Annotated in this window: 10 protein-coding genes; 7 read left to right on the top strand and 3 right to left on the bottom strand. The window is 71.7% G+C overall.

Features of this window, described 5'->3' with window-relative positions; genetic code table 11:
* The first annotated feature begins 135 nt into the window (after nt 1-135).
* The gene (gene smc / locus AB0H82_RS29680; RefSeq protein WP_362998109.1) at nt 136-3,696 is read left to right on the top strand and encodes a chromosome segregation protein SMC; all 3,561 of its coding nucleotides are present in this window, start codon (nt 136-138) and stop codon (nt 3,694-3,696) included.
* 207 nt (nt 3,697-3,903) lie between these two features.
* Nucleotides 3,904-5,328, top strand: coding sequence for a sugar porter family MFS transporter (locus AB0H82_RS29675; RefSeq protein WP_362998107.1), 1,425 nt, complete (start codon nt 3,904-3,906; stop codon nt 5,326-5,328).
* A 53-nt stretch (nt 5,329-5,381) separates the two neighbouring features.
* Here the strand turns inward: AB0H82_RS29675 and AB0H82_RS29670 are convergent, their stop codons facing one another.
* Nucleotides 5,382-6,365 (bottom strand): LLM class flavin-dependent oxidoreductase, encoded by a 984-nt coding sequence (locus tag AB0H82_RS29670; RefSeq protein ID WP_362998105.1) that lies wholly within the window; start codon nt 6,363-6,365, stop codon nt 5,382-5,384.
* Nucleotides 6,366-6,479: 114 nt separating this feature from the next.
* Nucleotides 6,480-7,931: a cytosine permease gene (locus AB0H82_RS29665; RefSeq protein WP_362998103.1), complete on the bottom strand. Its 1,452-nt coding sequence runs from the start codon at nt 7,929-7,931 to the stop codon at nt 6,480-6,482.
* Between the two features lie 198 nt (nt 7,932-8,129).
* On the opposite strand from AB0H82_RS29665, the gene ftsY reads away from it, so the two are divergent.
* Entirely contained in the window at nt 8,130-9,350 is a 1,221-nt protein-coding gene (ftsY, locus tag AB0H82_RS29660; RefSeq protein ID WP_362998101.1) for a signal recognition particle-docking protein FtsY, read from the top strand.
* Between the two features lie 97 nt (nt 9,351-9,447).
* Here ftsY and AB0H82_RS29655 read toward each other — a convergent pair whose 3' ends face one another.
* Complete coding sequence (locus AB0H82_RS29655) at nt 9,448-10,110, bottom strand: bifunctional DNA primase/polymerase (protein WP_362998099.1); 663 nt, start codon at nt 10,108-10,110, stop codon at nt 9,448-9,450.
* A gap of 421 nt (nt 10,111-10,531) precedes the next feature.
* Here AB0H82_RS29655 and AB0H82_RS29650 point away from each other — a divergent pair, with 421 nt between their 5' ends.
* The 4 genes from AB0H82_RS29650 to AB0H82_RS29635 all read left to right on the top strand — a co-directional run bounded on the left by AB0H82_RS29650 (nt 10,532) and on the right by AB0H82_RS29635 (nt 16,582).
* Nucleotides 10,532-12,013: a hypothetical protein gene (locus AB0H82_RS29650; protein WP_362998097.1), complete on the top strand. Its 1,482-nt coding sequence runs from the start codon at nt 10,532-10,534 to the stop codon at nt 12,011-12,013.
* A gap of 268 nt (nt 12,014-12,281) precedes the next feature.
* Complete coding sequence (locus AB0H82_RS29645; protein ID WP_362998095.1) at nt 12,282-13,643, top strand: ammonium transporter; 1,362 nt, start codon at nt 12,282-12,284, stop codon at nt 13,641-13,643.
* Nucleotides 13,640-13,978, top strand: a complete 339-nt coding sequence (locus AB0H82_RS29640) for a P-II family nitrogen regulator (protein ID WP_362998093.1) — start codon at nt 13,640-13,642, stop codon at nt 13,976-13,978. Before AB0H82_RS29645 ends, AB0H82_RS29640 begins: the two co-directional genes overlap by 4 nt.
* Before the next feature lie 75 nt (nt 13,979-14,053).
* Nucleotides 14,054-16,582: a [protein-PII] uridylyltransferase gene (locus tag AB0H82_RS29635; RefSeq protein ID WP_362998091.1), complete on the top strand. Its 2,529-nt coding sequence runs from the start codon at nt 14,054-14,056 to the stop codon at nt 16,580-16,582.
* The last annotated feature ends 694 nt before the right edge of the window (nt 16,583-17,276 follow it).

Genomic DNA, 17,276 nt, shown 5'->3' with positions numbered 1-17,276 from the left:
TCCCCGGCCCGGGAGCCCGGCTCGGCCCCGCCTTGCTCCGGCGTACGCTGCTCTCTTTACCTTGGCCTCTTTACCGTCTGATGTGCCCTGCACCTTCATCGGTGAAACTGTCAGCGAAAGGTAGAGTCCGACGGCGTGCATCTCAAGGCCCTGACCCTGCGCGGCTTCAAGTCCTTCGCGTCGGCGACGACGCTGAAGTTCGAACCGGGCATCACCTGTGTCGTCGGACCCAACGGCTCCGGCAAGTCCAACGTCGTGGATGCGCTCAGCTGGGTCATGGGCGAGCAGGGCGCCAAATCCCTGCGCGGCGGCAAGATGGAGGACGTCATCTTCGCCGGCACCACCGGGCGGCCCCCGCTCGGCCGCGCCGAGGTCTCCCTCACCATCGACAACTCCGACGGCGCCCTGCCCATCGAGTACGCCGAGGTCACCATCACGCGGATCATGTTCCGCAACGGCGGCAGCGAGTACCAGATCAACGGCGACACCTGCCGCCTCCTCGACATCCAGGAACTGCTCTCCGACTCCGGCATCGGCCGGGAGATGCACGTCATCGTCGGCCAGGGCCAGCTCGACGGGGTGCTGCACGCCGACCCGATGGGGCGCCGCGCGTTCATCGAGGAGGCCGCGGGCGTCCTCAAGCACCGCAAGCGCAAGGAGAAGGCCCTGCGCAAGCTCGACGCGATGCAGGCCAACCTCGCGCGCGTGCAGGACCTCACCGACGAGCTGCGGCGCCAGCTCAAACCGCTCGGCCGGCAGGCCGCCGTCGCCCGCAGGGCCGCCGTCATCCAGGCCGACCTGCGCGACGCCCGGCTGCGCCTGCTCGCCGACGACCTCGTACGGCTGCGCGAAGCGCTGAACGCCGAGGTCGCCGACGAGGCCGCGCTCAAGGAACGCAAGGACAGCGCGGAGGCCGAGCTGAAGGCCGCCGTGCAGCGCGAGGCCCAGCTGGAAGAAGAGGTGCGGCGCCTCACACCGCGACTGCAGCGGGCCCAGCAGACCTGGTACGAACTGTCCCAGCTGGCCGAGCGCGTGCGCGGCACCGTCTCCCTGGCCGAGGCCCGGGTCAAGAGCGCCACCGCAGCGCCCCCCGAGGAGCGGCGCGGCCGCGACCCCGAGGACATGGAGCGCGAGGCCGCCCGCATCCGCGAACAGGAGGCCGAACTCGAAGCCGCCCTGGAGGCAGCCGAGCACGCCCTGGAGGACACGGTCGCCCACCGGGCCGAACTGGAACGGCAGCTGGCCGCCGAGGAGCGCCGCCTCAAGGACGTGGCGCGCGCCATCGCCGACCGGCGCGAGGGCCTCGCACGGCTGACCGGACAGGTCAACGCGGCCCGCTCGCGTGCCGCGTCCGCCCAGGCCGAGATCGACCGGCTCGCCGTGGCGCGGGACGAAGCCGCGGAGCGCGCGGTCGCGGCCCAGGAGGAGTACGAGCAGCTCAAGGCCGAGGTCGACGGGCTCGACGCGGACGACGCGGAGCTCGGCGAGCGGCACGACGCGGCGAAGCGGGAGCTCGCCGAGGCCGAGGCCGCGCTCACCGCCGCGCGGGAGGCGGCGACCGGCGCCGAGCGCAAGCGGGCCGCGGTCGCCGCCCGGCACGACGCGCTCGCGCTCGGCCTGCGCCGCAAGGACGGCACCGGCACGCTGCTCGCCGCCAAGGACCAGCTCACCGGTCTGCTCGGCCCCGCCGCCACCCTGCTCACCGTCGCCCCCGGCTACGAGGTGCCCGTCGCGGCCGCGCTCGGCGCCGGGGCCGACGCCATCGCCGTGCACGGGCCCGGCACGGCCGCCGAGGCCATCCGGCTGCTCCGCAAGCAGGACGCGGGCCGGGCGGCGCTGCTGCTCGGGGGCGCCCCCGACGACGTACGCCCGGAGCGCCCCGGCGGGCCGCCGTACGTCGCCGATCTCGTGCGGGGACCCGACGAGCTGATGCCCGCGGTGCGGCGGCTGCTGCGCGGGATCGTCGCCGTCGGCACGTTGGAGGACGCCGAGGATCTGGTCTACGCGCACCCGGAGCTGACCGCCGTCACCGCCGAAGGTGACCTGCTCGGGGCGCACTTCGCGCAGGGCGGGTCCGCCGGCGCGCCCAGCCTGCTCGAAGTACAGGCGTCCGTCGACGAGGCCGCCGCTGAGCTGGAACAACTGGCCGTGCGGTGCGAGGAGTTGGCGGAGGCTCAGCGGAGCGCGGGGGAGCGGCGCAAGGAATGTGCCGCGCTCGTCGAGGAGTTGGGGGAGCGGCGCAGGGCCGCCGACCGGGAGAAGTCCTCCGTGGCACAGCAGTTGGGGAGGCTCGCCGGGCAGGCGCGGGGCGCCGCGGGCGAGGCCGAGCGCAGTGCCGCGGCCGCGGCGAAGGCCCAGGACGCGCTGGACAAAGCGGTCGAGGAGGCCGAGGAGCTCGCCGAGCGGCTGGCCGTCGCCGAGGAGGCGTCCCCTTCCGGCGCCGAGGAGGAGCCCGACACCTCCGTCCGCGACCGCCTCGCCGCCGACGGTGCCAACGCCCGGCAGACCGAGATGGAGGCCAGGCTCCAGGCCCGCACGCACGAGGAGCGGGTGAAGGCCCTCGCGGGCCGCGCCGACTCCCTGGACCGCGCCGCGCGCGCCGAACGCGAGGCACGCGCGCGTGCCGAGCAGCGCAGGGCGCGGCTGCGCCACGAGGCCGCGGTCGCCGAGGCCGTCGCGTCCGGCGGGCGGCAGCTGCTCGCCCACGTCGAGGTCTCCCTCGTACGCGCGCAGGAGGAGCGGACGGCCGCCGAGCGCGCCAAGGAGGTGCGGGAGCGGGATCTGGTCGCGGAGCGCGGCCGGGGCCGCGACCTCAAGGCCGAACTCGACAAACTGACGGATTACGTTCACCGCGGCGAGGTACTCGGTGCCGAGAAGAGGCTGCGGATCGAGCAGCTGGAGACCAAGGCGCTGGAGGAACTCGGTGTGGAACCGGCGGGGCTCGTCGCCGACTACGGCCCCGGTCAGCCCGTGCCGCCCTCGCCCCCCGCCGACGGGGAGGAGCTGCCCGACGACCCGCGGCACCCGCGCAACCAGCCGGTGCCGTTCGTCCGCGAGGAGCAGGAGAAGCGGCTCAGGTCAGCCGAACGGGCGTATCAGCAGCTCGGAAAAGTGAATCCGCTGGCCCTTGAGGAGTTCGCGGCGCTGGAGGAGCGCCACAAGTTCCTGAGCGAGCAGCTCGAAGACCTGAAGAAGACCCGGACCGACCTCCTCCAGGTGGTGAAGGAAGTCGACGAACGCGTCGAGCAGGTCTTCACGGAGGCCTACTACGACACGGCGCGGGAGTTCGAGGGTGTCTTCTCGCGGCTCTTCCCGGGCGGCGAGGGGCGGCTCGTCCTGACCGATCCCGGCAACATGCTCACCACAGGCATCGACGTCGAGGCCCGGCCGCCGGGCAAGAAGGTCAAGAGGCTCTCGCTGCTGTCCGGCGGCGAGCGCTCGCTGACGGCCGTGGCGCTGCTCGTCTCGATCTTCAAGGCGCGGCCCAGTCCGTTCTACGTGATGGACGAGGTCGAGGCGGCGCTCGACGACACCAACCTGCAGCGGCTCATCCGCATCATGCAGGAGCTGCAGGAGGCCTCGCAGCTCATCGTGATCACGCACCAGAAGCGCACGATGGAGGTCGCCGACGCGCTGTACGGCGTCTCGATGCAGGGTGACGGCGTCTCCAAGGTCATCAGCCAGCGCCTCCGCTAGCCCCCCTTCACAACTTCAAGGCTTGAACACAAGCGGCCTCAGAGTGCCCTCAATTTCACAGCGGCCCACCTATTGACTTCGAAACTTGAAGGCATAGTCTCTGCAACGTTGCTTTTACCTTCAGGTGGTGGGCGGCACGAAGTTGTGCGCCACTTGAAGAGCTCGCCCCCACCCCCGGCAGCGCTGCCGGTGGCCCGAGGAGTACACGTGACCAGCACATCGCAGGCGCCCCAGTCCGGAGCCAGAGAGGCCCACCCGGACCATCTCGGCCATGTCATCTTCATTACGGCGGCTGCCGCGATGGGTGGCTTCCTCTTCGGCTACGACAGTTCGGTGATCAATGGCGCGACCGTCGCCATCCAGCACCGCTTCGACGTCGACGCCAACATGCTCGGCTGGATCATCGCCACCGCGCTGCTGGGCTGTGCCGTCGGTGCCGCGGTCGCCGGACGCATCGCCGACCGCATCGGCCGCATCCGCTGCATGCAGATCGCCGCCGTCCTCTTCGCGGCCAGCGCCGTCGGCTCCGCCCTGCCCTTCGCGGCCTGGGACCTCACGATGTGGCGCCTCATCGGCGGCATCGGCATCGGCATGGCCTCGGTGATCGGCCCGGCGTACATCGCCGAGGTCGCGCCGCCCGCCTACCGCGGCCGACTCGCCTCGTTCCAGCAGGCGGCCATCGTCATCGGCATCGCCGTCTCCCAGCTGGTCAACTGGGGCATCCTGAACATGGCCGACGGCGACCAGCGCGGCAAGCTGGCGGGCCTTGAGGCCTGGCAGTGGATGCTCGGCGTCATGGTCATCCCGGCGCTGCTCTACGGCCTGCTGTCCTTCATCATCCCGGAGTCGCCGCGCTTCCTGATCTCGGCGGGACGGCACACCGAGGCCAAGAAGGTGCTCGGCGAGGTCGAGGGCACCTCCATCGACCTGGACGCGCGCGTCGACGAGATCGAGAAGGGCCTGCACCGCGAGCACAAGCCGTCCTTCAAGGACCTGCTCGGCAAGGTCGGCTTCCTGCCGATCGTCTGGATCGGCATCGGGCTCTCGGTCTTCCAGCAGCTCGTCGGCATCAACGTGATCTTCTACTACTCGAACCAGCTGTGGCAGTCGATCGGCAAGGACCCGTCCAGCTCGTTCCTGTACTCGTTCGAGACGTCGATCGTGAACATCATCGGCACGGTCATCGCGATGATCTTCGTCGACCGCATCGGCCGCAAGCCCCTCGCCATCATCGGCTCCGCGGGCATGGCCGCGGCCCTGTTCACCATGGCGTGGGCGTTCTCGTACAAGACCGGCTCCGGTGACAACGTCTCGCTGCCGAACGCGCAGGGCCTGACCGCGATCATCGCCGCCAACGCCTTCGTGCTCTTCTTCGCCCTGTCCTGGGGCGTGGTCGTCTGGGTGCTGCTCGGCGAGATCTTCCCGAACCGGATCCGTGCCGCCGCGCTCGGTGTGGCCGCGTCCGCCCAGTGGCTCGCCAACTTCGCGATCACCAAGACCTTCCCGAGCATGTCCGAGTGGTCCCTGACCGGCTCGTACATCATCTACGGCGCCTTCGCCGCGATCTCGATCCCCTTCGTCATGAAGTTCGTCAAGGAGACGAAGGGCAAGGCCCTGGAGGAGATGGGCTAAACCCCCGCTGCCCCCTCCTCTTCAGGAAGCTGCCCCGGCCGAAGGACTCGTGCTCACTTGTCCTTCAGCCGGGGCAGTACGTTTTCGCAGAAGTGGTGCAGGCTGCGCCAGCCCTCGTCGACGGGCATGCCGCCGGAGAGCGGATGCAGGATGAGGCTGCCGGTGCCGCCCTTCGCGTACGCCACGCACTCGTCGGGCGTCAGGATCCGGTAGACGCCCTCGGCGCGCAGCTCCTCCACCGTGGTGGCCGCCGACTTCACCGCCGAGCGGATGTCTTTCGACTGCCAGGAGGCGTACGTGCGGGCCTCGTGCAGGAAGTGCTCGCCGTGCTTGGCCCAGGCGTGGTCCGGGTCGTCGGCGATGTGCAGCAGGTGGGTCTCGGCGGCGGGCATCATCGTCCAGCCCTCGGTGCCGTGCGCCGCGAGCTGTTCGGTGTAGTACGCCTCCAGCTCCGGCAGATGGGCGCTCGGGAAGAACGGCAGGCCGAGCCGGGCCGCCCGCCGGGCCGCCGCCTTCGACGAGCCGCCGACAAGCAGCAGCGGGTGCGGCCGGGTGAAGGGGCGCGGCGTGACGCGCACCGTGCGGCCGCGGAACTCGAAGGGCTCGCCGGTCCACGCCTTGAGCAGCGTCTCCAGCAGCTCGTCCTGGAGCTTCCCGCGGCTCTTCCAGTCGACCCCCGCCTGCTCGTACTCCTCCGGCCGGTAGCCGATCCCCGCCACCGTGACCAGGCGGCCCGCGCTCAGCAGGTCGAGCACGGCGATGTCCTCGGCGAGCCGCAGCGGGTCGTGCAGCGGCCCGATGACCGCGGACACCGTCACCGTGATGCGCCGGGTGGCGCCGAAGACGGCGCCCGCGAACGTGAAGGGCGAGGAGATCCAGTTGTTCTCCGCGCCGTGGTGCTCCTCCGTCTGGACCGTGGCGATGCCGCGGTCGTCCGCGTAGGTGGCCATCTCCAGGGCGGTCCGGTAGCGCTCACTCAGCGAGGCGGGCGTCGCCGCGGGATCGACGAGGTTGAAACGTACGACTGTGGCGGGCATGGAAACGTCCCCCTTCACCGTGCGTGGGCGGCGAAGGGGGACGTTAGCTGACGTGAAATCAGATGGATACCCTCGTACGGGAGTGGGATGGCCCCGCGGGGAAGTTGGCGAGGATCAGGCGGAGACCAGCTCGGTGTCGTCCCCGCCCTTGCCGGCCACCGCGTCCTGCTCCACCAGCGGCGTCTTCGGCAGGACCGCGTACAGCACGGCCGCGACGACGATCGTGATCAGCCAGCCCAGGCCGTGCCGGCCGAGCCAGGACGTGGCGAGCGGGCCGCTGAACCAGTCGACCTTGGTGAAGAGCAGGCCCACCACCAGGGCGATCGCCCACGCCGTCATGGCCTGCCAGGCGAAGCCGGCCTTGTACCAGTAGGCGCTGGTGCGCTTGGTGTCCATCAGGGCCTCGCCGTCGTACGTCTTGCGGCGCAGCATGTCGATGCCGAAGACGCCGATCCAGGCGGAGAACGCGACCGCGAGGAGGGTGAGGAAGGAGATGAACGAGCCCATGAAGCTCGTCGCCACGTTCATCAGGATGTAGCCGAAGATCAGGCTGATGATCGCGTTCACGCTGACGGCCCATGCGCGCGGGACCTTGATGCCGAGCGTCATGGCGGTGAAGCCCGCGGAGTACATCGACATCGAGTTGATCAGCAGCATGCCGATGAGGGCCATCAGCAGGTACGGCACGGCGATCCACATCGGCAGCAGCTCACCGAGGAAGGAGACCGGGTCCTGCGCCGAGGAGAGCTTGGGGTCGGAGACCGCCATGACGGCACCCATCAGGACCATCGGCACGACGACGATCGCGGCGCCGCCGATGGCGTGGCCGACCAGCGGCTTGTTGGAGGCGTTGCGCGGCAGGTAGCGGGTGAAGTCGGGGCCGGTGGGCACCCAGCTGATGCCGCCCGCCGCGATGGTGCCGACGCCCGCGACCATCATCGCCGTGGAGCCCGCGGGCTTGTCGAAGACGGCGGACCAGTCGGTCTCGGCGAGGAGGTAGACGAGCACGAGCACGCTGAACGCGCCGAAGGCGTACGTCGACCAGGTGCTGCAGATGTGCAGGATCTTCCGGCCGAGACCGCTGATCAGGAACGTGCAGGTGACGAAGGCGACGAGCGTGACGACGGTCAGCCAGGTGCTCGACTTCACACCGAAGCAGATGTCCAGGACCGTGATGATCGCGTACGCGCCCGTGACCGCGTTGATCGTCTCCCAGCCCCAGCGGGCGACCCAGATCAGGGCGCCCGGGAAGAGGTTGCCGCGCTGGCCGAAGACCGCGCGCGAGAGCGTCATGCCCGGCGAGCCGCCGCGCTTGCCGGCGACGGAGATCAGACCGACCATGCCGTAGCTCAGCAGGGGCGAGACGAGCGCGACGACCAGGACCTGCCAGAAGTTCAGGCCGTTGGACACGATCAGACCCGCACCCATGGTGAGCAGCAGGACACTGATGTTGGCCGCGACCCAGGTGGGGAACAGTTCGCGGGTCTTGCCCGTGCGCTCGGCGTCCGGGACGGGCTCAAGGCCGCGCGTCTCAAGGGCGCCTTCGGATTCGGCGGTGGTGCTCATGGGGGTGGGTCCGTGCCTCTCGCTCGGCTCGCAACGTCGCGATCCGTCGGTGGGGTTGATCGCGATGGACTCTACGCGCGTTGATGCAGAGAGCTCCATCGTACTTTAATCCGAGTAGTGCCCTCCCGGGGCATATGTTCTTTGGAGGAAAACACAATCTGGGCCTCTGCGGGGGCCATGGCCGATACTGGACGGGTTATGGAAATCGTCATCCTTGCTGTAGTCATCGCCGTGGTCGTGATCGGCGCGCTCGGCGGGCTCGTGATCGGCAGCCGCAAGAAGAAGCAGCTGCCGCCGCAGGCCCCGCCCTCCGCGCCCACCATCACCGCCCCTCCCGCCGAACCGAAGGTCGGCGACGAGGCCGAGACGCCGCGCGACGAACCGCGCCGCACGATCGAGGAGGTGGATCTTCCCCTCGTCGAGCCGACGGCCCCGGCCCCGGTCGTCGTCGAGGAGCCGGCCGCGCCGGAGATCGAGACCCCCGAGCCCACCGCGGGACGCCTGGTCCGGCTGCGCGCCCGGCTCTCCCGCTCGCAGAACGCGCTCGGCAAGGGACTGCTCACGCTGCTGTCCCGTGAGCACCTCGACGAGGACACCTGGGAGGAGATCGAGGACACCCTGCTCACCGCGGACGTCGGTGTCGCGCCCACCCAGGAGCTCGTGGAGCGGCTGCGCGAGCGCGTCCGCGTCCTCGGCACCCGCACCCCGGACGAGCTGCGCACCCTCCTGCGCGAGGAGCTCATCGCGCTCCTCGGCACGGGGGCGGGCACGGACTTCGACCGCACCGTGAAGACCGAGTCCGGCCTGGAGACGCCGGGCATCGTGATGGTCGTCGGGGTCAACGGCACCGGCAAGACCACCACCACCGGCAAGCTCGCGCGCGTCCTCGTCGCCGACGGCCGCTCGGTCGTCCTCGGCGCCGCCGACACCTTCCGCGCCGCCGCCGCCGACCAGCTGCAGACCTGGGGCGAGCGCGTCGGCGCCCGCACGGTCCGCGGCCCCGAGGGCGGCGACCCGGCCTCCATCGCCTTCGACGCGGTCAAGGAGGGCATCGCCGAGGGAGCGGACGTCGTCCTCATCGACACCGCGGGCCGGCTGCACACCAAGACGGGCCTCATGGACGAGCTCGGCAAGGTCAAGCGCGTCGTCGAGAAGCACGCCCCGCTCGACGAGGTGCTGCTCGTCCTCGACGCCACGACCGGGCAGAACGGCCTGGTGCAGGCCCGGGTCTTCGCCGAGGTCGTCGACATCACGGGCATCGTCCTCACCAAGCTGGACGGCACCGCCAAGGGCGGCATCGTCGTCGCCGTGCAGCGGGAACTGGGCGTGCCGGTCAAGCTGATCGGCCTCGGCGAGGGCGCGGACGACCTCGCGCCGTTCGAGCCGGAGGCGTTCGTGGACGCGCTCATCGGGGACTGAGGTCCCGCTTTCGTACGCAGGTGAAGGGCCCCCTCGCACGGTGCAGATGCGAGGGGGCCCTTCGGTCTCTGTTCCGCCGTGTCTTCGCCGTGCGGCGCTACGCGGGGGAGCGGTGTGCCACGTACGCCAGGGTTCCGAGGAGGAGCCGGGCCTCGGGCGGGTTCGTCGCCGTGTCGAGGGCCGGGGAGCGGAGCCAGCGGACCGGGCCGAGGCCGCCGCGGTCGGACGGCGGCGCCGTGATGTGGTCGCCCCTGCCGAGACCGTGCAGGTCCAGGTCGGCGCCGTCCCAGCCCATGCGGTAGAGCAGCTGGGGGAGCCCGGCCGCGGCGCCGGGGGCGACGAAGAACTGCGCCCGCCCGTCGGGCGTGACCGCCACGGGGCCGAGCGGGATGCCCATCCGCTCCAGCCTGACCAGGGCGCGCCGCCCCGCGGTCTCCGCCACCTCGATCACGTCGAAGGCGCGGCCCACCGGCAATAACACGGCGGCGCCGGGGAACTCCGCCCAGGCGTCCGCCACTTCGTCGAGGGTGGCCCCGGCCGGGACCTCGGGCGCGAAGCCCAGCGGGTGGGCGCCGGGGGCGGGGCAGGCGGTGGCTCCGCACGAGCAGGCGCCGTCCAGGGCGCGGGCGCCGGGCACCGCGGCCCAGCCCCACAGGCCGGTGTACTCCGCCACCGCGGTGCAGTCCGATGTGCGGCCGCGCCGCCGTGATCCGGTCCGGGGCCTGTCGGTTCCCCGGATGCCGCCGATCGTGAAGCCCATGCCCCCTCCAACGTGTCGCGCGTGCAGCGGTTACGAGACGGAATCGGTTCGTGACCGTCTGTTCTTGAGGCGGCGCTCGAAGCATTCGCGGTGGTGCGCCGGTCGTTGCGCGCGCCGGTGCACTCCGCTCCGCCCACTTTCCGTCGACCTATGTCAAGTGAATCGCTTGCCGCCGCACGGGAGTTCATTCGAAGGGGTGGCGAATGGTGGCGTTTCTGCAATCGCCCTCGCCGGGCGCGTGATCGTGGGATTACTTTCGGTACATGACCCTGGGAGTTCGAGCACTCGCGGGTATGCCGGAGGCAAGTCGGTTTCCTGTTCGACGGGTGACATTCTCCGGACGGGCGGCCGTAAGGCGCGGCATTCTGTTAGGGCTTGGCGTGGACAGCGCACAAGTGTCATGAGGGATGGGGGCGTTCCAGTGAGCGGCAACGGTGGAGGCGGCACGCACGCCACGAGCGCCGAGAAGCGCCCCAACGAGATGCTCACGTCCTGGTTCGTGCGCAGCGGCTGGTCGAAGGGCGAGCTGGCCCGGCAAGTGAACCGCAGGGCACGGCAGTTGGGTGCTCACCACATTTCCACCGACACCTCGCGGGTGCGCCGCTGGCTGGACGGCGAGAATCCCCGCGAGCCGATTCCCCGCATCCTTTCCGAGCTGTTCTCCGAGCGGTTCGGCTGCGTCGTCGCCGTCGAGGACCTGGGCCTGCGCGCGGCCCACCGCACGCCCGCCTCCTCCGGGGTCGACCTGCCCTGGACCGGCCCGCAGACGGTCGCCCTCATCAGTGAGTTCTCCCGCAGCGACCTGATGCTCGCCCGCCGCGGCTTCCTCGGCACCTCGCTGGCGCTCTCCGCGGGCCCCGCCCTCATCGAGCCCATGCAGCGCTGGCTCGTGCCCTCGCCCTCGTCCCCGCGCCAGGACCCCGAGCCCGCCGTGTCGCGCCGCCCGGCCCGGCTCTCCAAGCCGGAGCTCGACCTCCTGGAGTCCACGACGGTGATGTTCCGCCAGTGGGACGCCCAGTGCGGGGGAGGGCTCCGGCGCAAGGCCGTCGTCGGACAGCTGCACGAAGTGACGGACCTGTTGCAGGAGCCCCAGCCCGAAGCCACCTCCAAGCGCCTCTTCAAGGTCGCGGGCGAGCTCGCCGAGCTGGCCGGCTGGATGAGCTACGACGTAGGGCTCCAGCCCACCGCCCAGAAGTACTTCGTCCTCGCCCTGCACGCCGCCAAGGAAGCGGGCGAGAAGCCCCTCGGGTCGTACATCCTCTCCAGCATGAGCCGCCAGATGATCCACCTCGGCCGCCCTGAGGACGCACTCGAACTGATCCACCTCGCGCAGTACGGCAGCCGGGACTGCGCGGGTCCGCGCACCCAGGCCATGCTGTATGCGATGGAGGCCCGGGCGTACGCCAGCATGGGGCAGCCCGGCAAGTGCAAGCGGGCCGTGCGGATGGCCGAGGACACCTTCGCCGACGCCGAGGACTTCACCGAGCCCGAGCCGGACTGGATCCGCTTCTTCTCCGAAGCCGAGCTCAACGGCGAGAACGCCCACTCGTACCGCGACCTGGCCTACGTGGCGGGCCGCAGCCCCACCTACGCCTCGCTCGCCGAGCCCGTCATGGACCGCGCGGTCGAGCTCTTCGAGTCGGACGCCGAGCACCAGCGTTCGTACGCGCTGAACCTCATCGGCAAAGCCACCGTCCACCTGCTCCAACGCGAGCCCGAGCAGAGCACGGTCCTCGCCGGACGGGCCCTCGACATCGCCAAGAAGGTCCGCTCCGAGCGGGTCAACACCCGCCTGCGCAAAACCGTCGACACGGCCGTCCGCGACTTCGGAGACGTCGCCGAGGTCGTCCAGCTCACCGAACGGCTCGCCATCGAGATGCCGGAGACCGCGGAGGCGGTCTGAAGCCCGGCACGACCGGCCCCGGCCGCGGCCGGACCATCCCTTACAGCCCGACTCGGCTCCCCCCATGCCAGGTCAGCCGGATGGCCGCCGCGGCCGGTTCTCACGCTCCGCGCAGGGTAGGAAACCGCACCCCGCGCGACCCGGCAGTTCATGGACGCGTAACACGTACGACCTCTTCGTCACTGCCGTGAAACACCGAGGCGCCCCCGCCGAAACCGCGCTGCGCCAATGTCTGGCGCACAACCGGCCCCACAGCGAGGAGACGCCGATGCCCCCAGGCATCACGATCGCCGCAGACGCCCCCGAGCTGTCTGCCGCCAATACCGGGTTCATGCTCATCTGCTCCGCCCTGGTGATGCTCATGACGCCCGGACTCGCCTTCTTCTACGGAGGCATGGTCCGCGTCAAAAGCACCCTGAACATGCTGATGATGAGCTTCATCAGCCTGGGGATCGTCACCATCCTCTGGGTGCTGTACGGCTTCTCCGTCGCGTTTGGCACCGACCACGGCAGCCTCTTCGGCTGGGAGAGCGACTACGTCGGGCTCAGCGGCCTCGGCATCAACCAGCTCTGGGACGGCTACACCATCCCGGTCTACGTCTTCGCCGTCTTCCAGCTGATGTTCGCGATCATCACGCCGGCACTGATCAGCGGCGCCCTCGCGGACCGCGTCAAGTTCACGGCCTGGGCGCTGTTCGTCGCCCTCTGGGCCACCGTCGTGTACTTCCCGGTCGCGCACTGGGTGTGGGGCACCGGCGGCTGGGCCTTCGAGCTCGGCGTCATCGACTTCGCGGGCGGCACGGCCGTGCACATCAACGCCGGAGCCGCGGCGCTCGGCGTGATCCTCGTCATCGGCAAGCGCGTCGGCTTCAAGAAGGACCCGATGCGGCCCCACTCGCTGCCGCTCGTGATGCTCGGCGCGGCCCTGCTCTGGTTCGGCTGGTTCGGCTTCAACGCCGGCTCGTGGCTCGGCAACGACGACGGCGTCGGCGCGCTCATGTTCGTCAACACACAGGTCGCCACCGCCGCGGCGATGCTCGCCTGGCTCGTCTACGAGAAGATCCGGCACGGCGCGTTCACCACGCTGGGCGCCGCGTCGGGTGCCGTCGCCGGCCTCGTCGCCATCACCCCGTCCGGCGGCTCCTGCTCGCCGCTCGGCGCCATCGCCATCGGCGCCATCGCCGGTCTGCTGTGCGCCATGGCCGTCGGACTCAAGTTCAAATTCGGCTACGACGACTCCCTCGACGTCGTCGGCGTCCACCTGGTCGGCGGCGTCGCCGGCTCGGTCCTCGTCGGCTTCTTCGCCACCGGCGGCGGCCAGTCGAAGGCGCAGGGCCTGTTCTACGGAGGCGGCCTCGAACAGCTGTGGAAGCAGCTCGCGGGCGTCGGCGCGGTCTTCGCGTACTCCCTGATCGCCTCCGCCGTGCTTGCCTTCCTCCTGGACAAGACGATCGGCATGCGGGTCAGCGAGGACGATGAGGTCGGGGGCATCGACCAGGTCGAACACGCCGAGACCGCGTACGACTTCAGCGGGGCGGGCGGCGGTACGGCCCCGCGTACCCCCGTCCCGGGACCGCTCCCGGGCACGGCGGCAGCACAGGCTCAGAAGAACAAGAAGGTGGACGCATGAAGCTCATCACCGCGGTCGTCAAGCCGCACCGGCTCGACGAGATCAAGGAAGCGCTGCACGCCTTCGGTGTCCAGGGCCTGACGGTCACCGAGGCCAGCGGCTACGGACGGCAGCGCGGACACACCGAGGTCTACCGGGGCGCCGAGTACACGGTCGACCTCGTGCCGAAGATCCGCATCGAGGTGCTCGTCGAGGACGACGACGCCGAAGAGCTCGTGGAGGTCGTCGTGAAGGCCGCCCGCACCGGCAAGATCGGGGACGGCAAGGTCTGGAGCGTGCCGGTCGAGACGGCTGTCCGGGTGCGGACGGGGGAGCGCGGGCCCGACGCGCTGTGAGGCACGCGTGCGGGGCCGGGGGGCCGACCGGGCGGGACTGAACGGAAGCATGCGGGACTGAACAGGAGCTGCTGGGTGACGAGTGTGGACGTGGATACCGCTTCAGAACAGGAAGACTCCGGACCCAGCGGCTACGCGGCGGCCCGGCTGCGGCTCCTCCAGGAGGAGTCGCGGTCCGGGCCGCCGCGCCGTTCCGCCCTCGCGGAGCTGACGGACGACTGGCTGGCGGGGCTCTTCCGGGTCGGCGGCGGCCCCTCCGGGGTGCCGCGGGGCGCCGCACTCGTCGCGGTGGGCGGCTACGGCCGCGGTGAGCTGTCACCGCGCAGCGACCTCGACCTGCTGCTCCTGCACGACGGCAGCGCGGACCCGGCCGAGGTGGCCGCGCTCGCCGACCGCCTCTGGTACCCCGTCTGGGACCTCGGGCTCGCCCTCGACCACTCCGTGCGCACACCCGCGGAGGCCAGGAAGACCGCCGGCGAAGACCTCAAGGTGCACCTCGGCCTCCTCGACGCGCGGCATGTCGCCGGAGACCTCGGCCTGACCGCCGCGCTCCGCACGGCCGTGCTCGCCGACTGGCGCAACCAGGCACCGAAACGACTGCCCGAGCTGCGCGAACTCTGCGAGGAACGGGCCGAGCGGCAGGGCGAGTTGGGCCATCTGCTCGAACCCGACCTGAAGGAGGCCAGGGGCGGGCTGCGCGACGTGACCGCGCTGCGGGCCGTCGCCGCGTCGTGGCTGGCGGACGCGCCCCGCGAGGGACTCGCCGACGCCCGGCGACGCCTCCTCGACGTGCGCGACGCCCTGCACCTGGCGACAGGCCGCGCCACCGACCGGCTCGCCCTCCAGGAACAGGACCAGGTCGCCGCCGAACTGGGCCTCCTCGACGCGGACACCCTGCTGCGGCAGGTGTACGAGTCCGCGCGCGTCGTCTCGTACGCCAGTGACGTCACCTGGCGCGAGGTGGGGCGCGTGCTGCGGGCGCGGTCCGGACGGCCGCGGCTGCGGGCGATGCTCGGAGGGCGCGGGGCGGGTCGAGGAGGTGGCCGCGGCGACGGCCGGGGGACCGCGGCCGAGCGGTCGCCGCTGGCCGAAGGGGTCGTGGAGCACGACGGTGAGGCCGTGCTCGCACGCGCCGCCCGGCCCGAACGGGACCCCGTGCTGCCGCTGCGCGCCGCCGCGGCAGCCGCCCAGGCCGGACTTCCCCTCTCCCTGCACGCCGTGCGGCGACTGGCCGCCACAGCGGGGAACCTGCCCACGCCGTGGCCCGCCGAGGCGCGCGAGCAACTCGTGACGCTGCTCGGCGCGGGACGGCCGACGGTCCCCGTGTGGGAGGCACTGGAGGCGGAAGGGCTCATCAACCGGCTCCTGCCCGACTGGGAGCGAGTGCGGTGCCGGCCCCAGCGCAACGCCGTCCACACGTGGACGGTCGACCGGCACCTGGTCGAGACGGCGGTGCGGGCGGCCGCGCTCACCCGGCGGGTGGGGCGGCCCGACCTGCTGCTCGTCGCCGCGCTGCTGCACGACATCGGGAAGGGCTGGCCCGGGGACCACTCCGTGGCCGGCGAGACCATCGCCCGGGACGTCGCGGCACGGATCGGCTTCGACACGGCGGACGTGGCGGTCATCGCGTGCCTGGTCCGCCACCACCTGCTCCTCGTCGAGACGGCCACGCGGCGCGACCTCGACGACCCGGCGACGGTACGGGGCGTCGCCGAGGCGGTGCGGTCCGAGGGGACGCTGGAACTGCTGCACGCGCTGACCGAGGCGGACGCGCTGGCCACCGGGCCCGCGGCCTGGTCGGCCTGGCGGGGCGCGTTGGTCGCCGACCTCGTGAAGCGGGTGGCGGCGGTGCTGGCCGGGGAGGTGACTGAGCAGGCGGCCGATGGCGAGGCGGTGCCCACGGCTGAGCAGGAGCGGCTGGCGGTGGAGGCGTTCCGGACGGGCGGGCCGGTGCTTTCGCTGCGTACGCGGGCGGAGGGGGCGGAGGCAGGGGAGGCAGGGGAGGGGGCGGGAGAGTCTGCCGACGGGCCGGAGCTGTTGGGTGTGGAGCTGGTGGTCGCGGTGCCGGACCAGCCCGGGGTGCTGTCATCGGTGGCCGGGGTGCTGGCGCTGCATCGGCTCGCCGTACGCACGGCGGAGCTGCGGGAGGTGACGTTGCCGGCGGGCATGGGGTCCTCCGTGCTGCTGCTCAGCTGGCGGGTCGCCGCGGAGTACGGGTCGCTGCCGCAGGCGGCGCGGCTGCGGGCCGATCTCGTACGGGCACTGGACGGCTCGCTGCACATCGAGGCGCGGCTCGCGGAACGGGAGGCGGCGTACCCGCGGCGCCGGGGCACCGTCGCGCCGCCGCCCCGGGTGACGGTCGCTGCGGCGGGCTCCCGCCTCGCGACGGTGATCGAGGTCCGCGCCCAGGACGCCCCCGGCCTCCTGCACCGGATCGGCCGCGCGCTGGAGGAGGCGGGGGTGGTGGTGCGGAGTGCGCATGTGTCGACGCTGGGGGCGAATGCGGTGGACGCGTTCTATGTGACGGGTGTGGAGGGGGCTCCCTTGACGGGGGAGCGGGCTGCGGGGGTGGCTCGGGGGGTGGAGGAGGCGCTGCGGGGCTAGGTCTGTGTGGGTCGGCGCGCTTCTGCCCTTCTTGGGGGGGGAGCGGGGAGGCGCTGGGGGGCAGGGCTGTCTGGGGCGGTGCGCCTTCTGCCCGTCTGTGGGGCGGGGCCGCGGGGGTATGTGCGTACTCGCCATCCCTGCGCCGCGGCACACGGACAAAGGCGCCGATGTTTCCTCGGTGCTCCGTTCGCACATACCCCCACGTCCCCTCGGGAGCGCTTGCGCCTGCGGCCCGGTGGGGGTTCCCACCGGGCTCCCCCCTCGGGCCTCAGGCTGATCGTCGCAGGGCATGCATCCCCCGGCCCCTGCCCTAAATGATCGTCGCAGGGCACCCCTGGCCCCTGCCCCCGCTGCACGTCGCAGGGCACCCCTCCCGCCTAGCCGCCTCAACTCCGGCTGATCGTCGCAGGGCGCACCCGCCCTCTGGCCTCACCTCCGGCTGATCGTCGCAGGGCACCCGGCCCCCTGCTCCCGCGGGACGTCGCAGGTCCCCCCCACCCACCCACCCCTGCTCCTGCGGGACGTCGCAGGCCACCCCCACCCACTCGCCCCTGCCCCCGCAGGACGTCGCAGGCCGCGCCCCCCACCCACTCGCCCCTGCCCCCGCAGGACGTCGCAGGCCGCGCCCCCCACCCACTCGCCCCTGCCCCCGCAGGACGTCGCAGGCCGCCCCCCCCACCCACTCGCCCCTGCC

Origin of the sequence: Streptomyces sp. NPDC050732, assembly GCF_040654255.1 — a bacterium.
In the GTDB taxonomy this organism is placed as follows: Bacteria; Actinomycetota; Actinomycetes; order Streptomycetales; family Streptomycetaceae; genus Streptomyces.
The sequence above is the reverse complement of the archived record's forward strand: the minus strand, read 5'-3'. Positions and strand labels throughout refer to the sequence as shown.

Coding starts and splice junctions, on each gene's coding strand:
- ftsY (WP_362998101.1), top strand. CDS start 8,130: ATGGAAATCGTCATCCTTGCTGTAGTCATCGCCGTGGTCGTGATCGGC.
- AB0H82_RS29640 (WP_362998093.1), top strand. CDS start 13,640: ATGAAGCTCATCACCGCGGTCGTCAAGCCGCACCGGCTCGACGAGATC.
- AB0H82_RS29655 (WP_362998099.1), bottom strand. CDS start 10,110: ATGGGCTTCACGATCGGCGGCATCCGGGGAACCGACAGGCCCCGGACC.
- AB0H82_RS29665 (WP_362998103.1), bottom strand. CDS start 7,931: ATGAGCACCACCGCCGAATCCGAAGGCGCCCTTGAGACGCGCGGCCTT.
- AB0H82_RS29645 (WP_362998095.1), top strand. CDS start 12,282: ATGCCCCCAGGCATCACGATCGCCGCAGACGCCCCCGAGCTGTCTGCC.
- AB0H82_RS29670 (WP_362998105.1), bottom strand. CDS start 6,365: ATGCCCGCCACAGTCGTACGTTTCAACCTCGTCGATCCCGCGGCGACG.